The 25,984-nt window shown below is 38.6% G+C and carries 22 protein-coding genes and 1 riboswitch; of the genes, 18 read left to right on the top strand and 4 right to left on the bottom strand.

All coding sequences use genetic code 11. The annotated features are described in order from the left end of the window. Positions 1–441: 441 nt before the first annotated feature. On the bottom strand, positions 442–1,422 hold the full coding sequence (locus NSS77_RS14775) for a diaminopimelate dehydrogenase (protein ID WP_342469412.1): 981 nt from the start codon (positions 1,420–1,422) through the stop codon (positions 442–444). Between the two features lie 247 nt (positions 1,423–1,669). On the opposite strand from NSS77_RS14775, the gene NSS77_RS14770 reads away from it, so the two are divergent. The 8 genes from NSS77_RS14770 to metA all read left to right on the top strand — a co-directional run bounded on the left by NSS77_RS14770 (position 1,670) and on the right by metA (position 11,215). Further along, positions 1,670–3,025, top strand: a complete 1,356-nt coding sequence (locus NSS77_RS14770; RefSeq protein WP_342469411.1) for a transposase — start codon at positions 1,670–1,672, stop codon at positions 3,023–3,025. A gap of 227 nt (positions 3,026–3,252) precedes the next feature. Further along, positions 3,253–3,723, top strand: coding sequence for a hypothetical protein (locus NSS77_RS14765; protein WP_342469410.1), 471 nt, complete (start codon positions 3,253–3,255; stop codon positions 3,721–3,723). Next, positions 3,711–4,007 carry a YxcD family protein gene (locus tag NSS77_RS14760; RefSeq protein ID WP_342469409.1) on the top strand — a complete coding sequence of 99 codons (297 nt, stop codon included), beginning with the start codon at positions 3,711–3,713 and terminating at the stop codon, positions 4,005–4,007. The genes NSS77_RS14765 and NSS77_RS14760 overlap by 13 nt, the downstream gene beginning before the upstream one ends. 118 nt (positions 4,008–4,125) lie before the next feature. Beyond that, on the top strand, positions 4,126–4,704 hold the full coding sequence (locus NSS77_RS14755; RefSeq protein ID WP_342469408.1) for a transcriptional regulator: 579 nt from the start codon (positions 4,126–4,128) through the stop codon (positions 4,702–4,704). A gap of 258 nt (positions 4,705–4,962) precedes the next feature. After that, on the top strand, positions 4,963–5,391 hold the full coding sequence (locus tag NSS77_RS14750) for a thioesterase family protein (RefSeq protein WP_342469407.1): 429 nt from the start codon (positions 4,963–4,965) through the stop codon (positions 5,389–5,391). A 110-nt stretch (positions 5,392–5,501) separates the two neighbouring features. Then, complete coding sequence (locus tag NSS77_RS14745; RefSeq protein WP_342469406.1) at positions 5,502–9,275, top strand: AAA domain-containing protein; 3,774 nt, start codon at positions 5,502–5,504, stop codon at positions 9,273–9,275. Next, complete coding sequence (locus NSS77_RS14740) at positions 9,257–10,009, top strand: nucleoside-diphosphate sugar epimerase (RefSeq protein WP_342469405.1); 753 nt, start codon at positions 9,257–9,259, stop codon at positions 10,007–10,009. The genes NSS77_RS14745 and NSS77_RS14740 overlap by 19 nt, the downstream gene beginning before the upstream one ends. 65 nt (positions 10,010–10,074) lie before the next feature. Then, a riboswitch (SAM riboswitch) is annotated at positions 10,075–10,182 on the top strand. A gap of 94 nt (positions 10,183–10,276) precedes the next feature. Further along, positions 10,277–11,215 carry a homoserine O-succinyltransferase gene (gene metA / locus NSS77_RS14735; protein ID WP_342469404.1) on the top strand — a complete coding sequence of 313 codons (939 nt, stop codon included), beginning with the start codon at positions 10,277–10,279 and terminating at the stop codon, positions 11,213–11,215. A gap of 137 nt (positions 11,216–11,352) precedes the next feature. Here the strand turns inward: metA and NSS77_RS14730 are convergent, their stop codons facing one another. Then, positions 11,353–12,750, bottom strand: coding sequence for a hypothetical protein (locus tag NSS77_RS14730; RefSeq protein ID WP_328219869.1), 1,398 nt, complete (start codon positions 12,748–12,750; stop codon positions 11,353–11,355). 590 nt (positions 12,751–13,340) lie between these two features. Between NSS77_RS14730 and NSS77_RS14725 the strand changes: the two genes are divergently transcribed. The 6 genes from NSS77_RS14725 to NSS77_RS14700 are packed head-to-tail and all read left to right on the top strand — an operon-like array spanning position 13,341 to position 17,728. Continuing rightward, a complete protein-coding gene (locus NSS77_RS14725) occupies positions 13,341–14,306 on the top strand; it encodes a zinc ABC transporter substrate-binding protein (protein WP_328219870.1) in 966 nt (321 codons plus the stop codon). After that, positions 14,303–15,058: a metal ABC transporter ATP-binding protein gene (locus NSS77_RS14720; RefSeq protein WP_328219871.1), complete on the top strand. Its 756-nt coding sequence runs from the start codon at positions 14,303–14,305 to the stop codon at positions 15,056–15,058. The genes NSS77_RS14725 and NSS77_RS14720 overlap by 4 nt, the downstream gene beginning before the upstream one ends. Beyond that, positions 15,036–15,953 (top strand): iron chelate uptake ABC transporter family permease subunit, encoded by a 918-nt coding sequence (locus NSS77_RS14715; RefSeq protein WP_340714492.1) that lies wholly within the window; start codon positions 15,036–15,038, stop codon positions 15,951–15,953. The genes NSS77_RS14720 and NSS77_RS14715 overlap by 23 nt, the downstream gene beginning before the upstream one ends. After that, positions 15,950–16,825: a metal ABC transporter permease gene (locus tag NSS77_RS14710; RefSeq protein ID WP_328219873.1), complete on the top strand. Its 876-nt coding sequence runs from the start codon at positions 15,950–15,952 to the stop codon at positions 16,823–16,825. Before NSS77_RS14715 ends, NSS77_RS14710 begins: the two co-directional genes overlap by 4 nt. Before the next feature lie 34 nt (positions 16,826–16,859). Beyond that, positions 16,860–17,231: a metal-dependent transcriptional regulator gene (locus NSS77_RS14705; protein WP_328219874.1), complete on the top strand. Its 372-nt coding sequence runs from the start codon at positions 16,860–16,862 to the stop codon at positions 17,229–17,231. Beyond that, positions 17,231–17,728 (top strand): transposase, encoded by a 498-nt coding sequence (locus NSS77_RS14700; RefSeq protein ID WP_328219875.1) that lies wholly within the window; start codon positions 17,231–17,233, stop codon positions 17,726–17,728. The genes NSS77_RS14705 and NSS77_RS14700 overlap by 1 nt, the downstream gene beginning before the upstream one ends. 271 nt (positions 17,729–17,999) lie before the next feature. Here NSS77_RS14700 and NSS77_RS14695 read toward each other — a convergent pair whose 3' ends face one another. Further along, a complete protein-coding gene (locus NSS77_RS14695) occupies positions 18,000–19,202 on the bottom strand; it encodes a transposase (RefSeq protein ID WP_027725900.1) in 1,203 nt (400 codons plus the stop codon). 423 nt (positions 19,203–19,625) lie between these two features. Between NSS77_RS14695 and NSS77_RS14690 the strand changes: the two genes are divergently transcribed. The 4 genes from NSS77_RS14690 (at position 19,626) to NSS77_RS14675 (ending at position 24,425) form a co-directional block, all read left to right on the top strand. Beyond that, entirely contained in the window at positions 19,626–20,384 is a 759-nt protein-coding gene (locus NSS77_RS14690) for a MerR family transcriptional regulator (protein ID WP_342469403.1), read from the top strand. After that, positions 20,365–22,071 (top strand): ABC transporter ATP-binding protein, encoded by a 1,707-nt coding sequence (locus NSS77_RS14685; RefSeq protein ID WP_342469402.1) that lies wholly within the window; start codon positions 20,365–20,367, stop codon positions 22,069–22,071. Before NSS77_RS14690 ends, NSS77_RS14685 begins: the two co-directional genes overlap by 20 nt. A 437-nt stretch (positions 22,072–22,508) precedes the next feature. Beyond that, positions 22,509–23,498, top strand: a complete 990-nt coding sequence (locus NSS77_RS14680; RefSeq protein WP_328219864.1) for a permease — start codon at positions 22,509–22,511, stop codon at positions 23,496–23,498. A gap of 12 nt (positions 23,499–23,510) precedes the next feature. Then, a complete protein-coding gene (locus NSS77_RS14675) occupies positions 23,511–24,425 on the top strand; it encodes a TIGR03943 family protein (protein ID WP_342469401.1) in 915 nt (304 codons plus the stop codon). Between the two features lie 241 nt (positions 24,426–24,666). Here NSS77_RS14675 and NSS77_RS14670 read toward each other — a convergent pair whose 3' ends face one another. Then, complete coding sequence (locus tag NSS77_RS14670) at positions 24,667–25,620, bottom strand: tyrosine-type recombinase/integrase (protein ID WP_342469400.1); 954 nt, start codon at positions 25,618–25,620, stop codon at positions 24,667–24,669. Between the last annotated feature and the right edge of the window lie 364 nt (positions 25,621–25,984).

The following is a 25,984-nucleotide window of genomic DNA, read 5'->3' as shown; positions in this document are numbered from 1 at the left end:
GCAATTATTTTGCGGAGTTTGACTAATATTATCTTCCCTTTGGCTATTATCCTTCGTTGATTGACTATGATCGGGACGAGATTGACTATAATCTTTCATTGCAAAATGGCAAGAGCTGCAATCTTGTGAAGAAATAGGGCAGGGAATACAGCTGGTATAGAAACCAAATAAAGAGGCTGGGACAAAAGAGATAAAAAACACCATTTTCTCCCGGGAGAAAATGGTGTTTTTTTGATAATTGAAGAAAATTGATTTCCGTTCCGGGGACGCTTTCCGCGGGCCCGGCTCGAGCCTCCTCGGAGCTCAATCCTTCGCTCCTGCGGGGTCTCGAGAGGGCTCGTCGCAGGAGTCGCCCCGTCACTCCAATCAATTTATTACAAAAAATCTTTTTGCAGCTCGTTCACTTTATTAGTTATGTCCCAGCCTCTTTGACAATCAAGATTATAAAAGTTCTTTTCTTAAATCGGCCGGAGATTTAGGTGATAGCAGTCCGAATGGAATATCGAATACTGTTTTTGCACCTTTGTCGCCATTTTGATTTAATCTGTATGCAGCGCGTGCATATGCCACAAGAACGCTTGATGTAAATGTCGGATTGCTTTCAAGGTTTAAACTGAATTCGATGATTTGTTTGTCGCCCAATCCGCTCACACCGCTTCGGATGACGAAACCACCATGCGGCATGCCGCTGTGATTTTGCTTCAATTCTTCTTCGGAAATGAAATGCACTGTTGTATCATATTCATCGAAATAGTTTGGCATTGTTTTAATTTCGTGTTCAACTTTCGCTGGATCTGCGCCTTCTTCCAACACAACGAAACATTCACGGGCATGTTTTTCGCGTGTGGAAAGTTCAGGATTTTCGCCGCTGCGCACGCGATTCACCGCATCTTCAATTGGAATTGTATATTGTACCGCATTTTTTACACCTTCAATACGGCGGATGGCATCAGAGTGGCCCTGGCTCACACCTTTACCCCAGAAGGTATATGTATTCCCAACCGGTAATACCGCTTCGCCGATTAAACGGTTCAATGAGAATAAACCTGGGTCCCAACCAACCGAGATGATGGCAACTTTTCCGGCTTTTTCAGCTGCCGCATTTACTGTATCAAAATATTCTGGAATTTTTGCATGTGTGTCGAAACTGTCGATTGTATTGAAATATTGTGCAAAGTATGGTCCTTGTTCAGGCAAATCTGTTGCAGAACCGCCGCACAAAATCATCACGTCAATTTCGTCTGTATAGGATAACGCATCGTCCACATGAAGGACTTTCGCATTTGAATTGATCGTCACTGTTTGCGGATCACGACGCGTAAAAACTGCTACAAGTTCTGTATCAGGGTTTTGTTGAACTGCTGCTTCTACACCCCTACCCAAATTTCCGTATCCAACAATCCCGATTCGAATTTTACTCATATGTTCTCCTTCCTCCTAAACAACAACAAATATATGTTTTATAATACCTCGCAGAAGATAATTTTACCATAAATTTTCATACAATGATTTGCATAAAATTATATTTTTTTTATACTAAATGAGTTAATTTCATAATTCTCACCCCTTGATTTTCAAGGGATTCAAGACAATAAAAAATGGGTACCTCCCCAAATTTCGTTATAATGGTAGGTAACCAAACAAACCATACGAAAGAGGTGAGTACCCTATGACTATTGTAAAACAAATTTCTCTTTTTGACATCCATCAATTATTAGAAATGGAAAGTTCCCATCGTTATGAAGCCATTTTTAGTGCTATCGACATTCAGCCTATATTTCAATTGTTTTCTAAAAAGACATTGAAAGGTGCACCACGTGAATTGAATGATGGTGCAATGATTCAATCGCTGATTATACGTATTGTCGAACGTATTCCAACTATCAAGGATTTAGTCAAACGTTTGGTTCATGATCCTTTATTTCGTTTCGACTGTGGATTCCTTGTGTCTGATGTCGTACCATCTGAAAGCTCTTATTCACGCATGATTCAAGTCATTAGTGAATCAGATGTGCTAGATAAAATGAACGATACACTCATCAAAACAGCGATGTTGGAAGGCTTTCTAAATGATGAACATGTCGCCATCGATGCGAGTCACTTTGAAGCTCGTGATGCTTTCACACCATCAGAAAAGAAAGCACCTAAAACTCCTAAAAAACGTGGTCGTAAAACGAAAGCTGAACGAGCTGTTTGGTTAGCCGAACAAGTAGAGAAAAAAGGAAATCAATCAACCTATGAAAAAGAACTGAAAGAACAGCTGGATATCCCATTAGAAACCCTTTGGAAGGATGTACCGATTGAGCCAAAATGGGGTGTGAAAAAGAATAGTAAAGGAAAAAATACATTCTGGTTTGGTTATAAAGCACATTTAGCTGTTTCGACGAAAAGTCAATATATCATCACTCGTTTGATGTCCTCAGGTAATTTAAGTGATTGTAAAGCTGCGATTCCATTATTGAAAAAACTTCATCACTTAGGAAACGGTCAATTTACAATAGCTATATTTGATGCTGGTTATGATGTTGAACCTATTTACCGTCAAGCCGTATCACAGTCCATGCGAGTCGTGATTCCTTACAACGTTCGCCGAGAAGGAGAATATATAGGATTCGATGAACATTTTCGTCCAACCTGTGTGCGTGAACATAGTTACCAATATGACAGCTTTGACGCTAAGTACAATACATTAAAATTCACACGTCCAAAGGAATGTGCAACTTGCCCATTACGAGAAGACACCCTTTGCCAAAAAGTTTTCAAAATCAAATGTGATATAGATATCCGTAAATTTACCTATCCAGCACGTGGGACAGAACGATGGAAACAGCTTTATCAAGAACGTACAGCAGTCGAACGCGTTAACGCTTATTTAAAGGAATACTTTCAATTAAACAATGTCCGTCATCGTACAGGAAAGAAAGCAAAAATGCATTTCAATCTGGTGACGTTAATTTATAATACCTGCAAACTAGCAGTTGATCGAATCAATGCTTTATTACAGCAACAAAACCAAGTTGCATAATTTAAAAAAAACAAAGTTTTTAGTATAGGGGTACTCTATACTTCAGAAAAACTATGATTTATGAAATTGATTCAAATGACTATTCGATGCGACGCTTGGACAAATCATTTTTTTCTAATCCATGGTGGAAATGATAGAAATTAAGAGGTGCATTTAGTTTTTTCGCAACCTATATTTTGCTATACTTAATTTATGTACACCTAAGAGAAAATATAGGAGGATTTTGAATGAAAAAACTTTCAGCGGTACTGCTTGCTTTCGCATTGGTATTCTCTAACGTTGGTACGGTTGTTTTTCATGACAGCGGGGATGTGACAGTAGAAGCAAAATCTTATAAATCCGGTAAAAAAGGGTTCAGCGGAACGACATTCCCTTCAAAAAACCGTGTAACCAACGACGACACTAATAAAAACAACAATGTTAATAAGTCGACAACAAATCAAAATTCAAATAAAACCGGCACTTCCACAACGAAAGGCGGATTCTCTTCCGGCGGATTAATGAAAGGCCTCCTTGTAGGCGGACTTGCCGGCTTATTATTCGGCAGCCTGTTTGCGGATATGGGCATTCTTGGAAGCCTTTTGGGATTAATGATCAATCTCGGTGCGATTTTATTGATTGCCTATCTCATCATGAAAATTTATTTCATGTTAAAACGCAAAAATGAGAAAGAGGTAACGGAACATTGGAGAAGATAACATTGTCTGAACAGGAAATCGTGGATGCGGTTTGCCTGTTCCATGCAAAATTCAAAAATGTGCGTCCTGAAGATGTGGAAGTGGAACTATTGTATGACGATGATAGAGGCTTTACTGCGGAAGCTTACGTAAACGGTGAAATGGAGCCATATAACACGGTGAATTTCATTACAGCCATTCGCCTTTATATTGAAGAACAATTGCAAAGGGACGCGATGTCCGCCCGAATCCTTTTGGATCTGCATGATGAAGAAGGAATCATCGCCAATATTGAATGGGATTAAAAGAGGTGTCGCCTGATGGCACCTCCTTCTTTATATACCGGAGTAAAAAAATGATTATTTCGTTTTCTTTCCAAATATGTTATGTTCAAAAAAAGAGATTAAAGAAAGTGGGATACCGATGACAATGGATGCCAGAAAAGTATACAACGGAATCGTTTTGCTGACAGGTTACCTGCAGCGTTTATATGTGTTTGAAAATATTCTTCATCAGTTGAATATTCCCCGAGATCAGGACCGGCTTGAAAAGGTGAAGGAATTGTTCGATGATTCCTTGGCGATGCTGCCTTTGTTCGAACAAACAAAAGAATTGACCGAAACGCAAGTCAAAAAATTGGAATCCGTGACGGCGGAAGTGGAAAAGTTGATGGCCACTTATTTTAAAGAAGGCCAAATTTCCTTCAATGAAAAATTGGCTTATGTCGGTTCTACTCTTTATTCCGAGCAGCATGTCAATTTGGGAATCCTCCGCCTCGGAAAAGTGTTTCAGGTGGAAGTGAACAAAGACTTTGAAATGCGCGTGAAATTTTATGAAGAACGGACAAAATTCATCGACACGATCGTTTCATTAATGAAGAAGAATCAGCAGGTTGAAGAAAAGGCGATGGAAATCATCGAGATGTGGTATGAAAATGTGGCCAAAAATAAAAACAATATTATGAACGATATCCGAATGATTGGTCAATTGATTGGCTTTTAACAGAAAAACTGATGGAATGCGGACATCCATTCACATCAGCTTTTTTATTTTAATATAATATTTAATAATCCAAATACTGGAAATATATCGCATAAGCAGTTTCCATTTCATGATAGTCTCATTCCAATTTTCTATTTTTGCAATGCGGTTAAGTATCCATCATTATTGCCAGAGAGAGAAACAAATATAGTTGGAAAAAATTGAGATGTCCATTTGCACCGATTTTTGAATGCGGTATACTGTTGGAGAGGTGATTTTATGTTTGTCAGCGAAAAACAAGTGGAAATCCGTTATGCCGATACGGATCAGATGGGTGTGGTGTATCACGCCAACTACGTCATTTGGATGGAAATTGGCAGAACCCAATTGATCCGCGATTTGGGATACGATTATACAAAGTTGGAAGAAATGGGAATTGTATCACCAGTGATTGAATTGAATGTCCAATATAAAAAAGCGATGCGTTATGGACAAGTGGCAACTGTCCGTACATGGGTGGAACAGCATGATAAATTGCGCACGACATACGGTTATGAAATCTTGCATGAAGACGGCTCCGTTGCGGCGACAGGTACAACGGTGAACATTTTGGTGACAAAAGAAAACTTTAGACCGGTGCCATTAAGAAAAATTGATCCGGATTGGGATGCAAAATACCATGAAATTGCCCGGACAAAAAAGGGATAGGGGTACATAATGACTAGTGAAAGGGCTAGTCATTTTTTATTTTTCAAAACTATAACGGTCCATCTATTTTTGTTATAATGACGATTGTGAGTAAAAAAGGAGGGATGTTCATGGTACAAACGGTAGAAGCGATGAAATGTTTCATTGTGTTGACGAATACAGCACGGGAAGCCATCAAGGAACACTTTGCCGATGAACATGCCTTTTTTCAATTGCAATCCTCTTTCCATGTATTTCTAGAAAAACAATCCATTGAAGAAACATCCCTATCCCTGGCCATTTATTTTGACAACGAACAAAATAGTAATTTGGCGAAAAAGATGAATGGCCGGGTTGTGATTATAGACTGCGTTTTTGATAGCAAAAATGGCCTCATCGCCAAAAACTTCCGGACTAAGGGAAAACATACACCGGTCAAGACGAATCGAAGAAAATCGATGAGAATCCATTTCGCACCAACAAGAATCAACGGCCACACTTATCCGGAGGCATTCCTGAAAACCATTGCCGAATTGCCGGTTGCAAAAGACAGATACGATTATGTCAATAAACGGATCACCAGCTGGGAAGGCTATTTAAAAGTTTTATACAAAAATGCCAACATCGATGATATTGAAGCAAGAATACAGTCTGTTTCGTACAGTTCTGACTGTTCCGTGGCAACATTGAAACTGGGTGGCATCACAAACAAAGAGTGGAAACAGATAAAAGGAATGAACGCCTATGTCAAAGGCGTAAAAAGTGAAATCGGGGAAGTTGTAAAAACCAATGCCCAACAACAAACCGTCGACATCGAACTGAGTCCGCCAATCAGTAAACTCGCCAAGCAACAGGTATTTGATTTTCCCTCAGAGCAAGTCACTTTCAGCAACGCCTCGACAAAATCCCAGCTCAACCGCCTCTTGAAAGGGTTTGAACATTTAAAGGAAGGGCTTGCGGCAAACCCGAATCTTGAAAACTTTTTATTTGAAGACGAACCAAAGGTGGCAAATCGGAAAAATCGGCTTCAAATCGAATTTCATAACAATCTGAATGAATTTCAGCGGGAAGCTGTGCTGGGTGCACTGGAAACAGAAGATTTGTATGTCATTCAGGGACCACCCGGAACAGGGAAAACAACGGTCATTTCTGAAATCTGTTATCAAAACGTGAAAATGGGATTGAAAACATTGATCGCCTCCCAATCCAATTTGGCGGTGGATAATGCACTTGGCCGGCTTTTATCCAATAAAGACATCCGCATTTTGCGCTACGGACGGACAGACAGCATCGAAGAAGAAGGGAAAAAGTTCATCGAGGAGAATGTGGCGGAATATTGGAAAACTCAAACCTTTGATGCGTTATCGAAGGAAATCAGTCAACATGATCAAAAGGAAATCCTATTGCAACAGGGCATTCAAGCATGCACGAGCCAAATCGATCACCTGAAGGAAAAAGCGGCCGAACTGGAAAAGGAGATTTTGCGGAAAAATCAGGCGGAAAAGGAATTGGAAAAGTCTTTTGACACAATTTCCAATTTGAAAAAGCAAATCATCGCTTTAAATAAAGAAAAGGAAAAAGCGGAACAAACCATTGAAACATTCCAATCCTCCTTGAATGAACGGTCTGAAAAACTGAAAGAAATCGAACAAACATTGTCCAGCACCGGTCTTGATAAAATTCAGCTGGAAATCAATGAAGCAAGGAAACATATCGAAGAAAGCGAACATTTCATCCACTATGTTGAAACAAAGGAAAAATTGGAAAAAGCGCAATCCGATTTGCAGCAAGTGTCCAATGAAATTGCATTCATGGAGTCAAAAATATTGGAAGTGGATGAACTCCTGGCCCAATTGAAATACTTCAAAAAATTGGAGGAAGTGGAAGGATTCATTGAAACCTATGGAATCCGAAGAGGTTTTGTCATCAACCAACTGTTTTTGGATATGGAGAAAATTTATCAACAGTTGATGGAACTGAAACCGGCAATCCAAATTTCCGAGCGGATTGAAAAAGCCATCGAATACAATCAAAAAACGTTGAGAATACCCATCGATCCCGTCCCGCTCCCGCCGAACCACCATTATTCATTACATGAGGTCAATGACTTTTTGGATAAGTTGGCACTCGCCTTCAAACAACGAAAAATCAATTGGCAGAACGGAATCCCCTCCATCCGTGGCCTATATTTAAGGCGGCTATATGTGAACGGGTTGCTCGTTCAATATCAATCGTTGGCCGATGAGTCGAAACACGTTTTTGAAAAATTGAAAAGTGCCGTGGCCGAACAATATTTGGAAAACCTCGGCCTCCATGAATCGAAACTTCAGTCTTATAAACAAAAAGAGGTCCAACTGCAACAAGAGATCCAACAATATGAAAGAGAATTGGCGGAACTGCCAATAGAAAATACCGGGTTCATTCCGTCCATTGATGAACTTCAAGCGGTCATTCAAACGTTGCAGGAAAAGATTGGCCGGTTGGAAGAACAACAAGAAAGTTTCCATTCCTATGAGGAGCAAAAAGCACAACTGAATCATGAAATCAACGAAATGGAAAAAGAACTTTCCCAACACCAGGAGTCGTTATCCAACATACAAAGCGAATTAAAAGAGCTTCACCGTCAAGGGATTATGATGGAACGGAAAGTGGAGCAGCTGCAGCAAATCATGAAACAAAATCCGGAGCTTGAATTGGAACAGACGGAAGAGCGGATCAAGGAACGCCATCTCCAAATTGAAAAATACCAACGGCAGATCGAAATGTTGCCGATCACAAAAGAAATCCAGAAAGAATGGCATTCGTTATTAAATCAAGCGACGGAACAGGATTTGGACGAAATTCGGAAACTTTACGTAAAACATGCCAATGTAATCGGAACAACCTGTGTCGCTTCGGCAAACAAAGAATTTATGGACAACTATCCGATTTTCGATGTGGTCATCATCGATGAAGTGTCGAAAGCAACGCCGCCGGAATTATTGCTTCCAATGTTGAAAGGGAAGAAGATCATCCTTGTCGGCGACCATCATCAGTTGCCGCCGTTGATCGGCGATGATACGTTTGAAGAAACCCTTGAAGAGATTATGAAGGAAACGGACAGCTTTGAAGAAAAAAGGGAACTGGAGAAGCTGTTGGAGGAATCTTTGTTTGAACGGCTTTATAAACATTTGCCCGCCTCGAACAAGAAAATGCTCGGGATTCAGTATCGCATGCATGAAAAGATCATGCGGACGATTGCACCGTTCTATGAAAATGGAAAAGAATCGTTGCAATGCGGCTTGGACAACTCCGATGAAGCTAGAGACCATAAATTGGATGGACATTATGTAAAACGGCAGGAACACTTGTTATGGTTCGACCTGCCAAATCAACCGGCTTATTTTGAAGAGCGGATGAAAGAAGGCTCCAGCTTGTTCAATAAAGCTGAGCTTGAATGGATCCGCAAACTGCTTATCGACTTGAATGAAGCGACGGCCAAAGCGAAGGAGAACGGTCTGCTTGAAAAAGACTCCTTAAAAGCCGTCGGGGTGATCAGCTACTATCGGGAGCAAGTGAATCGGGTCAATCAGTTAGTGGAAGAACTGCATTTGCCTCATTTGCATATCCGGACAGGTTCCGTCGATAAATTCCAGGGGATGGAAATGGACGTGATTTTGTTGAGCATGGTCCGCAATAATCCGCACGGGGAAATCGGATTTGCGAAAGACTACCGGCGGTTGAACGTGGCTTTGTCAAGAGCCCGGGAGTTGCTGATGATTGTCGGCAGTTCCGATATGTTTACAATGCGTCCGAAAAAGAAAGAAACGAGAGAAATGTACCAGCATTTATTTAATGTCGTAAAACAGCAACAAGGAATACGAAAAATAACGAAGGAGCCCGTGACATGGAACTCCAGCAATTAAAAAATCAATTGGAAAAAGAAATCAGGGGAACCATTGTTCATACGGACATTTGGTGTATTCCCATGCATACCTATGAAATCACCTATCAGCCCATCCAGAAAAAGGCGATGGACATTTTAATGAAAATTCTGCTTTTCTCCTTCCAAAAATCGGCTTTTGAAAGTGCTGAACAGCTCAGCGAAATTTTGTTGGTGGAGCCCTTATTCATCGAAGATTTGATGCGGAAGATGCAAAAGAACGGGCTGCTTGCACGGGAAAACAACTTTTATCAACTGACGGAAAAAGGAAAGCGGCAATTTTCCCAAGGCGTCTTTGAAGAGGAATTGGATCCTGTGACAATAGAGTTATTGTACAGCCCGGTGCATCATCAAATGATGAACGGTGATATGGAGGAAGTGCTGGATTTTGATGATTTTCCGGACCAATTGTATCGTTATATGAACGATGGAGAAGAATCATTGGATGTGGAGTTTTTTAAAAAGGAAATTCAAAATATAATAATCGATCGGGCGGATGAAGTTCATCAAGAAATCAAATCCATCCTATCGTTGGAAAATACGCAAATCAACGATGTGCCCTGTATTGAATTTATTGTGTGGAACACTGAAAACAGGGAATTTTTTCCGCGGGTGTGGAATACATTATTAAAAAATTGGGATCAATATTTGGAAAAAGAACTCTTTGAAATAGAAAATCCGGTTTGGTTAGAGAAATTTCACAGCAAAATAAAATAGCTCGATTATTGCAATTCTCTATTGGATATGTTAGGATAATCTTAATTTTATATGGGAATTATACTTTCTTATCAAGAGAAGTGGAGGGACTTGGCCCAATGAAACTTCAGCAACCTCTAACGGATGTTAGAAAGGTGCTAATTCCAGCAAGGCTCAGCCTTGGGAGATAAGAGAGTGCGTGCAAGGAAATTTTGTACCCTCTCATTCTCTTTTCTGGAATGAGCAGGGTTTTTTTATTAAGATATTTTAGAATGGGGGACAAGAGGAATGCCTATTAATATTCCGAAAAATTTACCTGCTGGAGAAATATTGAGAAACGAAAAGATTTTCGTCATGGAAGAGGACCGCGCATTATCACAGGACATACGTCCATTGAACATTTTGGTGTTGAATTTGATGCCTGAAAAAGAAAAAGCGGAATTACAGTTGCTGCGATTGCTCGGGAACACGCCGCTGCAAACCAATGTAACGTTTTTAAATACAGCCACGTATGAACCTAAAAATGTATCCAAAAGCCATTTGGAAACATTCTATAAAACTTTTGATAAAATCAAGCACCGCCGCTTTGACGGAATGGTCATCACCGGGGCGCCGGTTGAACGGATGGAATTTGAAGAAGTCCATTATTGGAAAGAGTTGACTGAAATTTTGGACTGGGCGAAAGAGAATGTGACTTCAATCATTTATATCTGTTGGGCTGCACAAGCCGCTCTCTATTACCACTTCGGAATCGGAAAATTCGAGTTGCCGAAAAAATGTTCCGGTATATTTGCGCATACCATTACGGATTTGACGAATGATTTGGTTCGGGGGTTCAACGATGAATTTGTCGCACCGCATTCCCGTTACACTTCCGTTTCCATCGAAGAAATAGAACAGCATCCTGATTTGCAATTGTTGAGCTATTCGGAAGAGGTCGGACCTTTTATCATCCAATCCAAAGACAACAAACACATTATGATCACTGGCCACTTGGAATATGACGCAACAACGCTTGCGGAAGAATACGAGCGTGACGTAAAGAAAGGTTTACCTATAGACATACCGGCAAATTATTTCCCTAATAATGATCCAACAAAGCAGCCAAAAAATACTTGGCGCGCCCATGCCCACTTATTGTTCTACAACTGGCTGAACTACTACGTTTACCAAGAAACGCCTTACGATTGGCATTATGTGGATGATGCCGTTGATTTTGAAATTTAAACAGAGGCTGGGAATACACGGCCAACAAAGTTCAAACGACCAAAAATAATGGAGAGAAATGGAAAAAGGAGAATTTGAGTTGAATCAAATTCTCCTTTTTTCTATCTTGAAACTAGTTTTGTCCCAGCCTCTTATTTTTAGATGAAAAACATCGCCGCAATTGTTGTCACCACAAGTCCAATCACAACGGGAACTAAATTTCGTCTAGCCAATTCAAACGGACTCACGTTGCAGATGGCAGCAGCAGGAATTAATGCCCAAGGCACCAATGTTCCTCCTCCGACATAAATCGCTGCAATTTGGCCCAATGCAGTCAAAGTGGCTGTTCCTTCACCAATCACTGTTCCAAAAAGATTGGCAATGGACCCCACCAATGAAATGCCGGAAAATCCGGAGCCGTCCAATCCCGTAATGGCACCGACGCCCGCAACGGTTACGGCTGCAATTTCCGTTGTCAAAGGTACAACTGATGCCAGAGCCACCCCTAAATCATTGATGATCCCTTGCGAATGTTCAGGAAGATAATCCCCAATGATTTGGGAAAAGCCGGAATCTCCCAAATAGAAGAAAGCTGCAATCGGAATTACCGGGCCAAACACTTTAAAACCAAATTGGAAACCCTGTATCAAATAGCTTGTCGTTTTTTCCAACCCGGCATTTTTATGGGCGAACATGGAAAGAAGCAACAGAATCAGCAGTGTCGTTCCACCGATCAACGCAGTCGCATCTCCGCCGGTTAAATCAAAAATGGACATGGCCACGACATTTAGTAAAAAGGCAACCGGAATCAAAAGGGCGAAAAATCGCTTTTGTTGAATTGATAGGAGATTTTCTTCCACTTCTTCTTGTTTCTCTTCGCCACCATCAAAATTTCCAACCATTTCGAGAGTGCCTCGTTTCATATCGCGTCTAAGCAAGAAGTATGCAACAAATGTCGTTACAACCCCCATGACGATGACAAGTGGGACGCTCGCAGAAATCACTTCACTGACAGGAAGGCCGGCCGCATCAGCCGTCAATTTCGGTGCGCCTTGGATGACAAAGTCCCCGGATAAGGCAATTCCATGGCCGAATAAGTTCATGGTCATCGCAACCCCAAGGGCAGGCAATCCCGCACGAATCGCAACAGGCAAGAGCACCGCACCCAAGAGGGCAACAGCTGGGGAAGGCCAGAAGAACCAAGAAATGATCATCATTAAAATCCCGATGGTCCAATAGGCGAGTGCCGGATTTTTTATGATTTTGGCAAAAGGGGAAACCATCACTTCATTAATGCCTGTTTTTAACAAAACACGGCTCAAGGCTACAATGACACAAATGATGATGATGGTCGATAACAGTTCGGTGATGGCGTAAATGAAACTTGAAAACACTTTGCTGATCGAAGCGACTAAATCACCAGTCGCCACAAGGGAAAGTAAAAAAATTCCAACCACACAAACAAGAGTTGTATCCCGCCGTTTCACCATAAATCCGATGATGAGTGCGATGAACACGACGTAAATCCAATGCAGTGCCGTCAACTCAATACCCATAAGTCACTTCCTCGATTCTTTTTTGTCTAGCATATGAGGCAAATGACCAATGGGTGTGTGCTCGAGGTGTTTATTGCTTTATTAGACATTAAACGATTCATGAAGTCATTTAATAGTAAATGTATAATTGAACGGAATATTGGGTACCTGAAAACCCATAATTTAATAAAGGACTTTTTTATAATTAGATCAATTTTTGTTGTCGTTAAATTAATTAAAGTTGTATAAAAGTTTTAATTTTTTCAAAAATTATTGTTGACAATTTTTCCTTCTTGCATATAATTTTTCCTAAAAGAAACTTTTTTGTCATAAGAGAAAAGTTTGTCCGATTTATCTTGAAAATTTTTTGAATCAAAAGTTTCCTTAATACAACAATTTTGCCTTTATACAAAAAAGAAATTAAAGGAATAATCTAAGTAAAAGAAAAAATATTAAGTTTTGTAAAATTTCTTGTTATCAAATCTTCCCTCACGCATATAAAGAAACATTTTATCTTGAAAGAAAATATGTATAAAATACATCCTAAATTTTTTTACCCAAAAAGTTTCCTTTGTGCAACATTTATTCCCTGAGAAAAAGGAGGAAATAAGATGAATAAATTAAAATTATTCGTTCTTTGTCTAATCTTTGTGTTTGGAAGTATTGTTCTATTATTAGAGGGATGTCAAGTAACAAATGAACAATCAGAAAAAACTGATGAAGTGGACAGTGGAAAAATTAAAATCGTAACAACTATTGCACAGATTGCTGAACCTATTGAAAAAATTGGTGGGTCATATGTGGAAGTAAAAAGTCTAATGGGTCCAGGTGTTGACCCACATTTATACAAAGCAACTCAAGGAGATATTGAAACATTACAAAAAGCAGATATTGTGTTTTACAACGGACTACACCTAGAGGGTAATATGGGTGAAATTTTCGAAAAACTAAAGAAATCCAAAAAAATATTAGCAATTGGTGAAACAATTAATGAAAATCGTTTACTTAAAGATGAACAAGGTGCCATCGATCCGCATATTTGGTTTGATTTAGATTTATGGAAAGACGCTTTAAATAGTGCAACAGAAATTTTAAAAGAGTATTTACCTAAACATGCTGAATACTTTGAACAAAATAAACAAAATTATTTCAAACAAATGGATGACTTGAAAGCCGAAGCAACAGAAAAATTATCTAGCATCCCTAAAAAACAACGAATCCTTGTAACTGCGCACGATGCATTTGGATATTTCGGCCGTATGTATGACATTGAAGTAGTCGGTTTACAAGGCCTAAGTACAGAAGATGAAGTTGGTTTATCTGATATACAATCAACGGTCGAACTATTAATTGAAAAACAAGTACCAGCTGTGTTTGTGGAAAGTAGCATTAATCCAAAATCCATACAAGCGGTTATTGAAGGAGCTAGTAAAGCAGGACTAAAAGTAGAACTTGGGGGAGAGCTTTTCTCAGATGCGATGGGTGAAGCGGGAACTGAAGAAGGAACTTATCTCGGAATGTATCGCCACAATGTGAACATGATTTATGAGGCATTGAAAGGGGAGAGCAAATCATGAATGTGCTAAATGTAGAAAATCTAAGCGCTGCCTATCGAAAAAACCTTGTGTTAAATGGCATTTCCTTTGCTATTCCTCAAGGATCGCTAACGGGTATTGTAGGACCTAATGGTGCAGGTAAATCAACTTTAATAAAAGTATTACTTGGGTTACATCCAAAATTAACAGGTAATGTTTCATTTTTTGGTTCAACATTAAGAGATGTAAAAAAAAGAATTGGTTATGTTCCTCAACGTGGTTCTGTTGACTGGGATTTTCCAACGAATGCATTGGATGTTGTATTGATGGGATTGTATGGACAGATTGGGTGGATAAAATGGCCAACTAAACGACATAAGGAAAAAGCGCTTAAAGCATTGGATAAAGTCGGTATGGCAAGTTACGCCAATCGGCAAATTAGTGAATTGTCAGGTGGTCAACAACAACGAGTATTTTTAGCAAGAGCGCTTATTCAAGATGCGGATTTATACTTCATGGATGAACCGTTAGCCGGAGTTGATGCAGCAACAGAACGAGCGATTATGACGATTTTAAAAGAATTAAAAAATAAAGGGAAAACTGTTTTAGTTGTACATCATGATCTTCAAACAGTAGAAGACTATTTTGATCAAGTATTATTTTTAAACAAAACAGTTGTCGCTTACGGTGATATTACCTCTACATTTTCAGTGAAAAATATTGAAAAAACCTATGGAGGAAGCGTTCGCTGGTTGAAAGAAGGTGTTGGTATTGTCAATCCTTCTATCCAGTAATTATCAGTGGGTATTGGTAAGCACGCTGCTTCTTGGAATTGCTTCAGGTTTAATTGGTAGCTTAGTTTATTGGAAAAAACAAAGTTTAATAAGTGATGCCCTTTCGCATGCAGCTTTGCCAGGTGTTGTTACTGCTTTTCTATTATTTCAAGTAAAAGATTTTTTTATATTAATCATTGGCGCAAGTCTAAGTGCACTTCTTGGTGCCTATTTAATCATGTTAATAAAATCAACAACCCGAATTTCCTCAGATACTGCGATGGGGTTAATTTTAGCAGTATTCTTTGGTGGAGGAATTGTGTTACTACCGATTGTTAATCGCACTAGTAGTGGAAACCAAGCTGGTTTAGATTCTTTCATTTACGGCCAGGCAGCATCTATGATAGGCCAAGATGTATTCATAACTTCTATTTTAGCAACCGTAGTGATTTTAATTATTATGATTGGCTTTAAGGAATGGAAATTGTATTTATTTGATCCAAACTTTGCGAAAGGGCTAGGACTTTCAATCAAAAGTATGAATACAATGTATTTACTTATATTGGTTTTAACAATTGTTATTGGAATTCAAGCAGTTGGTGTCATATTGATGTCAGCTTTACTCATTATACCGCCTGTTAGTGCTAGATATTGGACCCATTCCTTTAGAACAATGTTGTACTTGTCTGGTGTATTTGGCGGAATTTCTGGAGCATTAGGCACAACGATTAGTGCATTAGGGGTTAACTTTCCAACTGGACCATTTATTGTACTTACATCTGGTTCAATCTTTTTTATCTCTCTATTATTTGGAACAAAGAAAGGATTGATTATTGAGTATCTTATTAAGCGAAATAATAAGAAAGAAATTCAAAAACAATACCCTTCGCTTTCAATGAAGGAGGGGAATACATGACTTATACAATGTGGATTCTTTTAACTGCTTCACTTGTAGGAATTTCTTGTGGCATTGTAGGAGTATTTTTGATTTTGAGAAAAATGGCGATGATGGCAGATGCGATAAGTCATTCGGTCATTCTCGGGATTGTTATTGCATATTTATTGTCCCATAGTTTAAGTGGAATACACATGTTCATAGGTGCTGTAATTAGTGGGATATTGACAACTTACCTCGTTCAAATGCTCCATTCAAAAGGGGTACAACACGAATCATCAATTGGCGTTGTATTTACAATACTTTTTGCTTTAGGAATAATTCTAATTGCAACAAAAGTAGGGAATGCCCATCTTGATGTACAGCATGCTTTAATGGGAGAAATTTCCTTTATCCCATGGGATACGGTCCAAATTCCTCTACTTGGAAATATACCTGTAGCTACCTTAACGCTATTTATAGTATTAGTACTGATTATATTAATCATTGGATTATTTTATAAAGAATGGAAAGTTACAACGTTTGATCCTGCACTTGCAGCTAGTCTTGGAATTCCAGTAGTTGGATTACACTATTTATTTATGACACTTGTATCCATTACAACTGTAGCTAGCTTTGATGCTGTTGGTGCCATTATGGTCGTTGCCATGCTCATTACACCTGCTGCTGCTAGTTATCTATGGACAGATTCTCTTTTAAAAATGATCATTCTAAGTGCTATATTCGGTATACTATCAGCAATAGTAGGTTATTATTTTGCTGTATGGATTGATACATCCATTTCAGGGTCTATGGCACTTGCAACAGGAGTCGTTTTTTTCATAAGCTTTATCTTTTCCCCTAGACATGGATTGCTTTCAAATTGGATACGGCCTTCTAGGTTGAAAACATGAAAAGACTTTGAAAATAACAATAGGAGGAAAAGCGATGGTTTCTCCTAGTAAAGAGAAATATCTGATAGAGATTTTTGTGAATTTAAATGAAGAAGGATATACACGAGTTTCGCAATTAGCGAAATCATTGCAAGTATCCGTTCCTTCCGTTTCAAAAATGGTAAAAAAATTAAATGACGAAGAATATATTAAATTTCAACGGTATGGAATCATCACATTAACAGACAAAGGAAAAGATTTATGTGAACAGTTGCTAAAAAATCGACTTGTACTAATACGTTTTTTCAAATTTATTGGGGTAGAAGAAGAAATAGTGGAAGATGAAGTAAAAGCAATTCAACATAATCTAAGCGTAGATGTGATTGAAAAAATTGATGGATTTTTAGCAAAATACCAAAGTATGTAATGCTCTGCCGTTCCCAAGGCTATAAGTGTTCTGTCAGCACCTTAAACAGATTGATTGCCGAAGAAAGAAAAGAGTATTCCGCAAATACCGTGACACTTTCACTCCGAAAGAAAATCATCCATATCATATGGGACTTTGAAAAAGTGAATCATGAAGAAGAAATGAATGCCATCCACCCTCAATTGTTCGAAGAATTTCCGGCACTGTTAGAACTGGATCAGCTCGTTGGCAGTTTCCGGACATTACTCCATGCCAAAGCCAGTGACGGTTTAAGGAAATGGCTTGTTGCATACAAAGATTCCAAGTTTCAATATATCGATTCGTTTCTCAACGGAATAAAAGAAGATCAAAGAGCGGTTTGGCATAGCATTGTGCTTCCTTGGTCCAACGGGCCGGTGGAGGGACAAATCAATCGGCTGAAAACATTAAAAAGGTTAATGTATGGAAGAGCCAGCTTCCATCTATTGAGGAATCGTTTTCTTTATCGGTGGGACTAAATTAAAAAAATTTATAATTAACATGATGCCAAATTATCGTCACTTTTCCCAACAGTGGGTAAGAGCCATTCTATTTTAGCGTTTACAATTGAAAATTAATGGTACTTTATCATTTTTCATATTAACTGAGAGTTTTGCAAAATTAGATTTTTATTAAAAAGAGTTTTAAAAGAAACCCAAATAAATTGGGGTATTTTGTATCTTTGGTTTACAAATATTCTGTTTGTCCTTTTTTGGGCGTACTTGCAGAATTTTTCGCTTTAAAAATTTTTTAAGCGGTTTGTTGCTTTTTACTCTCTTTTGCCATTGCGAGAGCTGAAACCAGTAATACGATGGCGTTCAAGTAAATATGAGTTTTTACTTTATCGATTCCCCACACATGCAGGGAGTTCGCTGTAAGATAACTTTTCATTCTTGAATTGCACCGTTCTACACTGGTTCGCTCATTGTAAAGTTCTTTCCAACGTTTGGAATCGCGGTGTGGATTAGAGTACCGGCGAAGATCCTTATTCACGTTAATTTTTACTACCATTCCATAGTTGGAGGATGAACAGGCTGCCATTCCTAATGGGCAATCCACTTTTCCGGTTGCGTGTGGACATCTGAATTTGAGCTGATCCTTATTGGCGCCCCAATAAGTCATTTCGTACCCCATCGAACAACGTGGGGTTCCATTGGAGGCAATTCCTTCGGGAGGCTCCTTTTCATTACGCAAATTGAGTGGAATAATAGCTTGAGCCCCGATGTTCTTGGCGGATTCGTAGTTTTTTAGCTGGTCGTACCCACCATCCATTATCAGGAAATCAATTTTAGAGTTTGTACAACTCTTTACTTGTTCAATTAATTGTGGTGCGACATCCCCATCGTTGATATGAGCAGGGGTTACTTCAATCGCCATTGGTAATTCACTTTTGGTGTCAACGGAAAGATGCATCTTATAGCCAAACCAAGTAATTTTATTACCGAAGGAATCAAACTTTGCCCCCCAATTGGCGTTGCCTGTTTGTTCACTTCGCTTCTTAGGCTGCTTCTTTTCATAAGCATCAATGGCGGCACTGTCGATAGCCTGATGTTTTCCATCAATTACTCCTTCCTCTTGAGCTAACTGGACGAGATCTTGAAAGATTCTTTTCACAAGTCCAGTTTTGGTTAGTGAAGAAAATACTCGGCTAAGAGTAGAGATGGATGGTGCAGGCCTGCTAATATCTAAACCACATTGGTAACGAAAACGCAGGTCATTTTTTAATCGATTGTGAAGAGAAGTAAAAGTATCAATACCTTCTAATGGGGCAGCGATAAGAGCCCTTAATATCCCTTCTTTGGAATGTCCTTCAGCCCCTTGGGGTGAAGAACTTTTCAATTGTTTAGCATAAGGACGCAAATCTAGAGCACTAAAAAAGATCGGTAATTTCTCTTTTGACTCTAAAATTTGCAATTCTTCAAAGGAAAATAGACTTTCTTGTAGAATATACAAAGTGACTTCCTCCTTATGGATTTTTGTGGTTTGGTCACTTCAAAATTCTACAAATAAGGGGTGAAGTCCTTTTTTATGCTTTAGAAAACCTTATGGTTCTTGGGTTGAAAAATGTGCAAAATGCTCAACTAAATATTCCGTTGTCAATGAGTGTCAAAACGTGAAATATTGTTTTGACACTTTTTTATTGAATAGATTCGCTTTTTATGTATAAAAAAGGTTCGTTTAGTTTCAAACGCCAAGAGCCGCTAATCCCGCACGACTGTAATCTCTTGCTCGATTTCTTCTTTATTTCCTTCAACATTTCGAAATTCTGTCATCGAAATTCCTCCAATATAAAAGTAATGGTACCAAGGAATAGATTTTTCGTGAAAATTTTGTTGAATCTACCGTTACGTGAGCTTTTATAATGAAGAAAAGGATGTGAAATATATGTATACAATTGGTCAATTTGCTAAAAAAACAGGGATGACGATTCGAGCTCTCCGCTTTTATGACGAGAAAGGCATTTTAAAACCTGCAGCTCTAACAGATGGCGGACAAAGACTGTATAATGATGAGAATATTGTCGAAGCTCAAAAAATTGCAACATATAAGTACTTGGATTTTTCGATTGAAGAAATGAAGGCACTCCTAAAAGAGGAAGTTCCACTGCTCGATTCACTTAAGGAGCAAAAGTCGATGCTTGAAGAAAAGAAAAAACATATTGAATCCATTATTAACACTTTGGATACGGCTATTTCGATTTATGAAAAAGTACAAGTGTCTGAACCTACACTGCTTCTTCTTGTGATGCATTCATTGCTGACGGAAGATGAGCAAAAGTCGTTTTTGCTTAAATTTGTCGATGAAGAAATAGTAGAAGAAATGTATTCAATGATGAAGATGAATTTTGTAGAAATTAATCGTCGTTATATCGAAGCATGCTACCAACTGAAAATTGCTTATAGTGAAAATGCACCAGATGAAGAAGTAAAAGAGTTGATTTGGAAATTGTTAAATATTATACCGCAGGATTTGCTAATCAAAATTGCCGAGGCATTTAAGGATGTAGAAAATTTAGAAGTAGATACTTGGCTCTTCCCATCACCATTCACGCAAGATGAAGAACAATGGCTTTTGGAGCAAATGGCTAAGCATCAAGTGTTAGGAGATGATTTTTTTGAAGCTGAAAATAGATGAATTATGGCAATTAATGAAGAAAAGCCAATTTCCAAAAAAATTAGTCGCATTCGTATTAGTGCTCGGGCTTTTTGACACAGCTCTTGGACTTACGGTTCCGTTATTAACGGTAAATTTAATCAATGGTTTTTCTGTTGAAGATTTCGATTGGTCGACTTTAATGCTTGTTGTGTTTGCTCTGATTTTACAAGCAATATTCAGTGGGTTAACGTTCTTTTTTATGCGAAAACTTGGCGAACGAGTTGTTGCGAACATGCGAAAATTTTTATGGAGTCATGTGCTAAGACTAAAAGTATCCTTTTTTGATCGAAACGAAACGGGCAGCATTCTTAGTCGAATTACACAAGATACAAGCATAGTGAAAGAACTTGTAACAGACCAACTAGTGAGTTTTGTGACAGGAATTTTTTCAATCATTGGTGCGATCGGAATTTTGCTTTGGCTTGATTGGAAAATGACCCTTCTAATGCTTATTTCTGTACCTCTTGCAATTGTGGTCATGCTGCCCCTAGGTTCAAAAATGCACAAAATCGCAAAAGAAAACCAAGATCAACTAGCGAAATTTAGTGGACAACTTGGCAGAATTTTATCCAATATTCGATTAATCAAATCAACACAAGCTGAAGAGAAAGAAACAAAGGAAGGCGCGCAAAATATTGAAGGCCTATATGGCTATGGCGTTAAAGAGGCTAGAATAATGGCCATTTTATCGCCAATTATGACGCTTATTATGATGGTGGTGCTTATTTTAATTTTCGGGTATGGTGGAGCACAAATTGCATCAGGCAATATTTCAGCTGGAGAGCTGGTCGCGATCATGATTTATTTAGTGCAAATCATCATCCCGTTTACACAAATGGCTACGTTTTTCACAGCACTTCAAAAGGCGCTTGGTGCCACTGAACGCATTCAGCAAATTTTAAAGGAACCTATTGAAATAAAAGAAGGGATAGACTTACCAGAAACGCTTCAAGACTTAGTGTTTGAAAACGTGACGTTCCGCTATACTGATAAAGATGTATTAAAAAATATGAGCTTTACAATACCTGCTGGAAAGACAACCGCCTTTGTCAGCCAAAGCGGCGGTGGAAAAACAACGATATTTTCATTGATTGAACGATTTTACGAGGCATCGGAAGGGACCATTCGATATGGTCGCACGGACATTACGCAATTTGATTTGTATAAATGGCGAAATTTGATTGGCTACGTATCTCAAGAAGCCCCACTTTTGAATGGAACCATTCGGGATAATTTAAAGTATGGTAATCCAAATGCAACAGAAGAAAAAATGAAAGAAGCGTTAAAAGCAGCTTTTGCTTGGGATTTTGTCGATAAATTGCCAGAAAAGCTGGATACATCCGTTGGAGAAAACGGTATTAAGTTATCGGGAGGGCAAAAGCAACGAATCGCCATAGCCCGTGCGATCTTACGAAACCCTCAGCTCCTTTTACTGGACGAGGCAACTTCCAACCTTGACAATGAATCCGAGCGGGAAGTACAACTTGCCTTATCGAACTTAATGAAGGGGAGAACAACGATCGTTATCGCTCATCGACTATCCACTATTACAAATGCTGATCAAATTCTTGTTTTTGAAGATGGCCATCTTTCAGGAAAGGGCACTCACCATGAATTATTAAAAAATCATTCTTATTACAAACAGCTTTGGGAAAACATTGCTTAATAAAGGCCGGGACAAAGAGTTAAAGAGGCTGGGACAAAAGATAAAAAACACCATTTTCCCCCGGGAGAAAATGGTGTTTTTTTGATAATTGAAGAAAATTGATTTCCTTTCCGGGGACGCTTTCCGCAGGCCCGGCTCGAGCCTCCTCGGAGCTCAATCCTTCGCTCCTGCGGGGTCTCGAGAGGGCTCGTCGCAGGAAAGCTTTTGCTTTGCGACTAAGCGTGCGCGACAGAAACTCGCCCCGTCACTCCAATCAATTTTTTACAAAAAATCTTTTTGCAGCTCGTTCACTTTATTAGTTATGTCCCAGCCTCTTTTTTTTAAAAAAAATGGCACTCTTTCTTGATGTAAATAGTAATAATTACGATTATCAACGAATACATTATGGAGAAAATAATTTTTTCTGCGGATTTTAGTAAATGAAAGTGGGAGTTCGGATGCAAACGAAATTGAAAAATGTTAACCAGTTTTTATCCCTTTTGCTTATAGGGTTTTTCCTTTTGTTTTTGGTTCCTATTTTTATTGATTACGAAGGATTTGCTTTACCAAAATCCTTTTATCAATTTAATACCATTTTTCTTAGTATTTTAATAGAAGCAATTCCATTTGTGTTGATTGGAGTGTTAATAGCGGGATTTATCCAAATGTTTATTACGGAGGATCATATTCGAACGTTCATTCCAAAGAATAAAATATTGGCAATTTGGATGGGCTGTATTATTGGATCCCTGTTTCCGGCATGCGAATGCGGGATTGTGCCGATTGTCCGGCGTTTAATTGAAAAAGGGGTGCCCCTTTATGCGGGAGTGGCTTTTTTATTGACGGGACCTTTAATTAATCCCATTGTGATATTATCGACTTATATGGCCTTTGGAAATGATTTGGAAATGGCATTGCTCCGGATGGGAGTCGGATTTGTGGCCGCTTTACTCATTGCATTCATCGTCAGTATACTCTATCCATCGAATCAACTTAAACGGGTGAATAAAAAGAAGACGATCATTTTGAAGAAAAGGCGGCCGATTGGGACAAGAATCATGGATATGTTCAAACATTCAATCGATGAATTTTTCGACATGAGCAAGTATTTAATTATTGGTGCGATGGTAGCGGCATTATTTCGAACGTTCGTGTCAATACAAAGCTTATTTCCATTTGGAGATGGATTGCTTCATTCGACAGTTGTCATGATGGTGCTTGCTTATGTTTTATCATTATGTTCGGAAGCGGATGCATTTATTGCGGCATCATTTAAAACGATGGTTCCTTCAACATCCATCTTAGCCTTTCTCGTTTATGGCCCGATGATTGATTTGAAAAATACTTTTATGTTACTCAGTGTGTTTAAATTCAAATTTGTAGTTGGACTATTTATTCTCATAACTTCCATTGTTTTTACGTTTGTTACTTTAACGAATTTTCTTTAGGAAGGGGATTGAATGGGTATCAACAGGCAGCAATCATTGAAAGCAATGATACTAGGGTTGTTCGCACTATTTTTTCTCAAGCTTCATTTGACAGGGGATATTGGGAAATACATTAATCCGAAATACGATTTTATGAGTAAGATTGCAATCGGTATTTTTTTGATTTTCTTGTTGATTCAAGTGCCAAGAATTTTTCAAAAGGGGCATGCCCATCACGATTGTACGAATCATTGCTGCCATCATCATCATGAAAAATGGAATGTCGGGAAAATCATAAGTTTTGCCATCGTTATTTTTCCAATCATGACTGGTTTGACATTTGCTCCTGCAACATTAAATTCTTCGCTTGCTGCCAATAATGGGTCAATCCTTTCACAAATCAGTTATCAAAAAGAAGAAGCGTCATTGGAAGAATTGCTCAATCAAAATTCGGAGTCATTAACGGAAAAAGAATCGATTGATATTTACTCCAGTGATTATGAGCCATTAGTAAACGAAAATTATTTAACGGAAGAGAAAATAAAATCAAAACATGAAAAACTCCAAAATGCGGAAATTATTGAAATGGATGAGGATATTTTTATTTCCTATTACAGCAGCATTAACGATAATCCATCATCCTTTGAAGGCAGAACGATCAAAATGAAAGGATTTGTATTTAAAGAAGGGGATTTTACGGAAAATCAGTTTGTCCTATCGAGATTTTTTATTACCCATTGTGTTGCTGATGCGAGCGTGATCGGATTTTTGGCGGAATTGGACGGGGCCGATCAATTACAACAGGATTCATGGTTGGAAATCGAAGGAGGATTGGCTGTTGCAAATTATCATGGAATGGAAATCCCCAAAATCAGCGTCACAAATTGGAAAATCATTGAGGAACCTGAAGAACCGTATATATTCCCGATTCAAACATGGGTAGAATAAACGATTTCATCCAAAAAAGCTTATTATGTTTCGGGCAGAACCATTACAGGTATCTGTTTCTTCCATTTTGGCCTATTATAACAGTTCACGCATTCGGATGCTTTACACCGCGTGCTGTTATAATAGGTTTTAATTTTACAGAGACAATGAAGTCATTTGGAAGTAGGCTTCGTAAGTTTAGGGAATATCGAAAAAACGAAAGAGGGGAAAATTTACATTCCCTCTTATCAATGGCAGTACGTTATTCAAAAAACTTCGCCACATTTTGATTCCGCATGGCTTCTTGTTTTTGTTTGTTGTTTACATGGGTATAAATTTGCGTGGTACTTAAATTGGTATGGCCCATCAACTCTTGTACCGTCACAAGATCGACCCCTTCCCGCACAAGTCTTGTGCCGAACGTATGTCTCAATTTATGGGAAGATAACTTTTTGCTTTGTAAATAATGGAAGTCGGGTAAACTTTTCAGCCTATTGAATGCCTCTTCTGAAATCATTTGAATTCTTCTTCTTGAAAGTCTTTCTCCCCGTTTTGAAACAAAAAAGGCATTGCGATGTTCCTGCTTTGGCGTTGGCCGATACATGTGTTCGTACTCCATTAGTAAATGAAACAAGGGGGCAGGCAATGGAATATAGCGAGCTTTGCTCCCTTTTCCCATGACATTAATGCCGGGTTCGTTTTCATCCCGAATGAGATCTGATGTGTTTAAATGATAGATTTCAATGACACGTAATCCAGCCAGACTCATAAGCATCAATATGCATTTATTACGGATATGGTATTGGTCATGTTTAATGCATTGAAATAGCAAACGAAGCTCTTCATCGTTTAAATAGGTGGGCAATGGATTTTTTTCAGTTTTTGCTATATCGATTTCAAGAGCCGGGTTAAAGTTCAGCTCCTCCGCTTTCACAAGGGATTTAAAAAACGTTCGCAAAGACATCAATCTCCGGTTGCGCGTTGTTTTTGCCTTGCCTTTTTGCGTTTTCCTCAAATATTCTTGGATATTTTTCGATCCCACTGTGTCGAGTGGAATCAACTTTTCTTCCTTTTCAATCAGGAAAGTTAGAAAAGACTGCACATCAGATAGATAACATTTAATTGTATAAGGCGAATAGCCCAAATCCTCCAGATAGGTTTTAAAAATATCGATTTCATTTTCATAATGGTCTAAGACTTGTTGTGATTCCATCATCTAAACCTCTTTTCAGGCCTTGTAGTTTCTGAATCAGCTTTTTCATCAAATAATCTATTGAGTCCATAAGATAGGGGATTGTTCGTTAAACAAAGGAAATTCAAAAATTAAAAACATAACTGCATATAATATACATTATATGCAGTTAAAAGTAAAATACAGGAAATAATATAAGGGGAATATGAAGCTCTCTGTAAGCGATTCTCAGATGATTTTGAAGGGAACGGTTCGCAAAATCATTTTTCGATGCGTCTCAGGGCGTCACAGGGAAAGATCCGGTTTATTCCATGTATATAGGTGGACGAGGTGTCATGATCCATTGCCGAAAGGGACAAGCGGGGAAAGTGCCAACAACGTACATATT

The sequence above is a fragment of the Ureibacillus sp. FSL K6-3587 genome (genome assembly GCF_038593165.1).
GTDB lineage: Bacteria > Bacillota > Bacilli > Bacillales_A > Planococcaceae > Ureibacillus > Ureibacillus suwonensis.
This window is presented reverse-complemented; position numbering and strand designations above follow the sequence as displayed.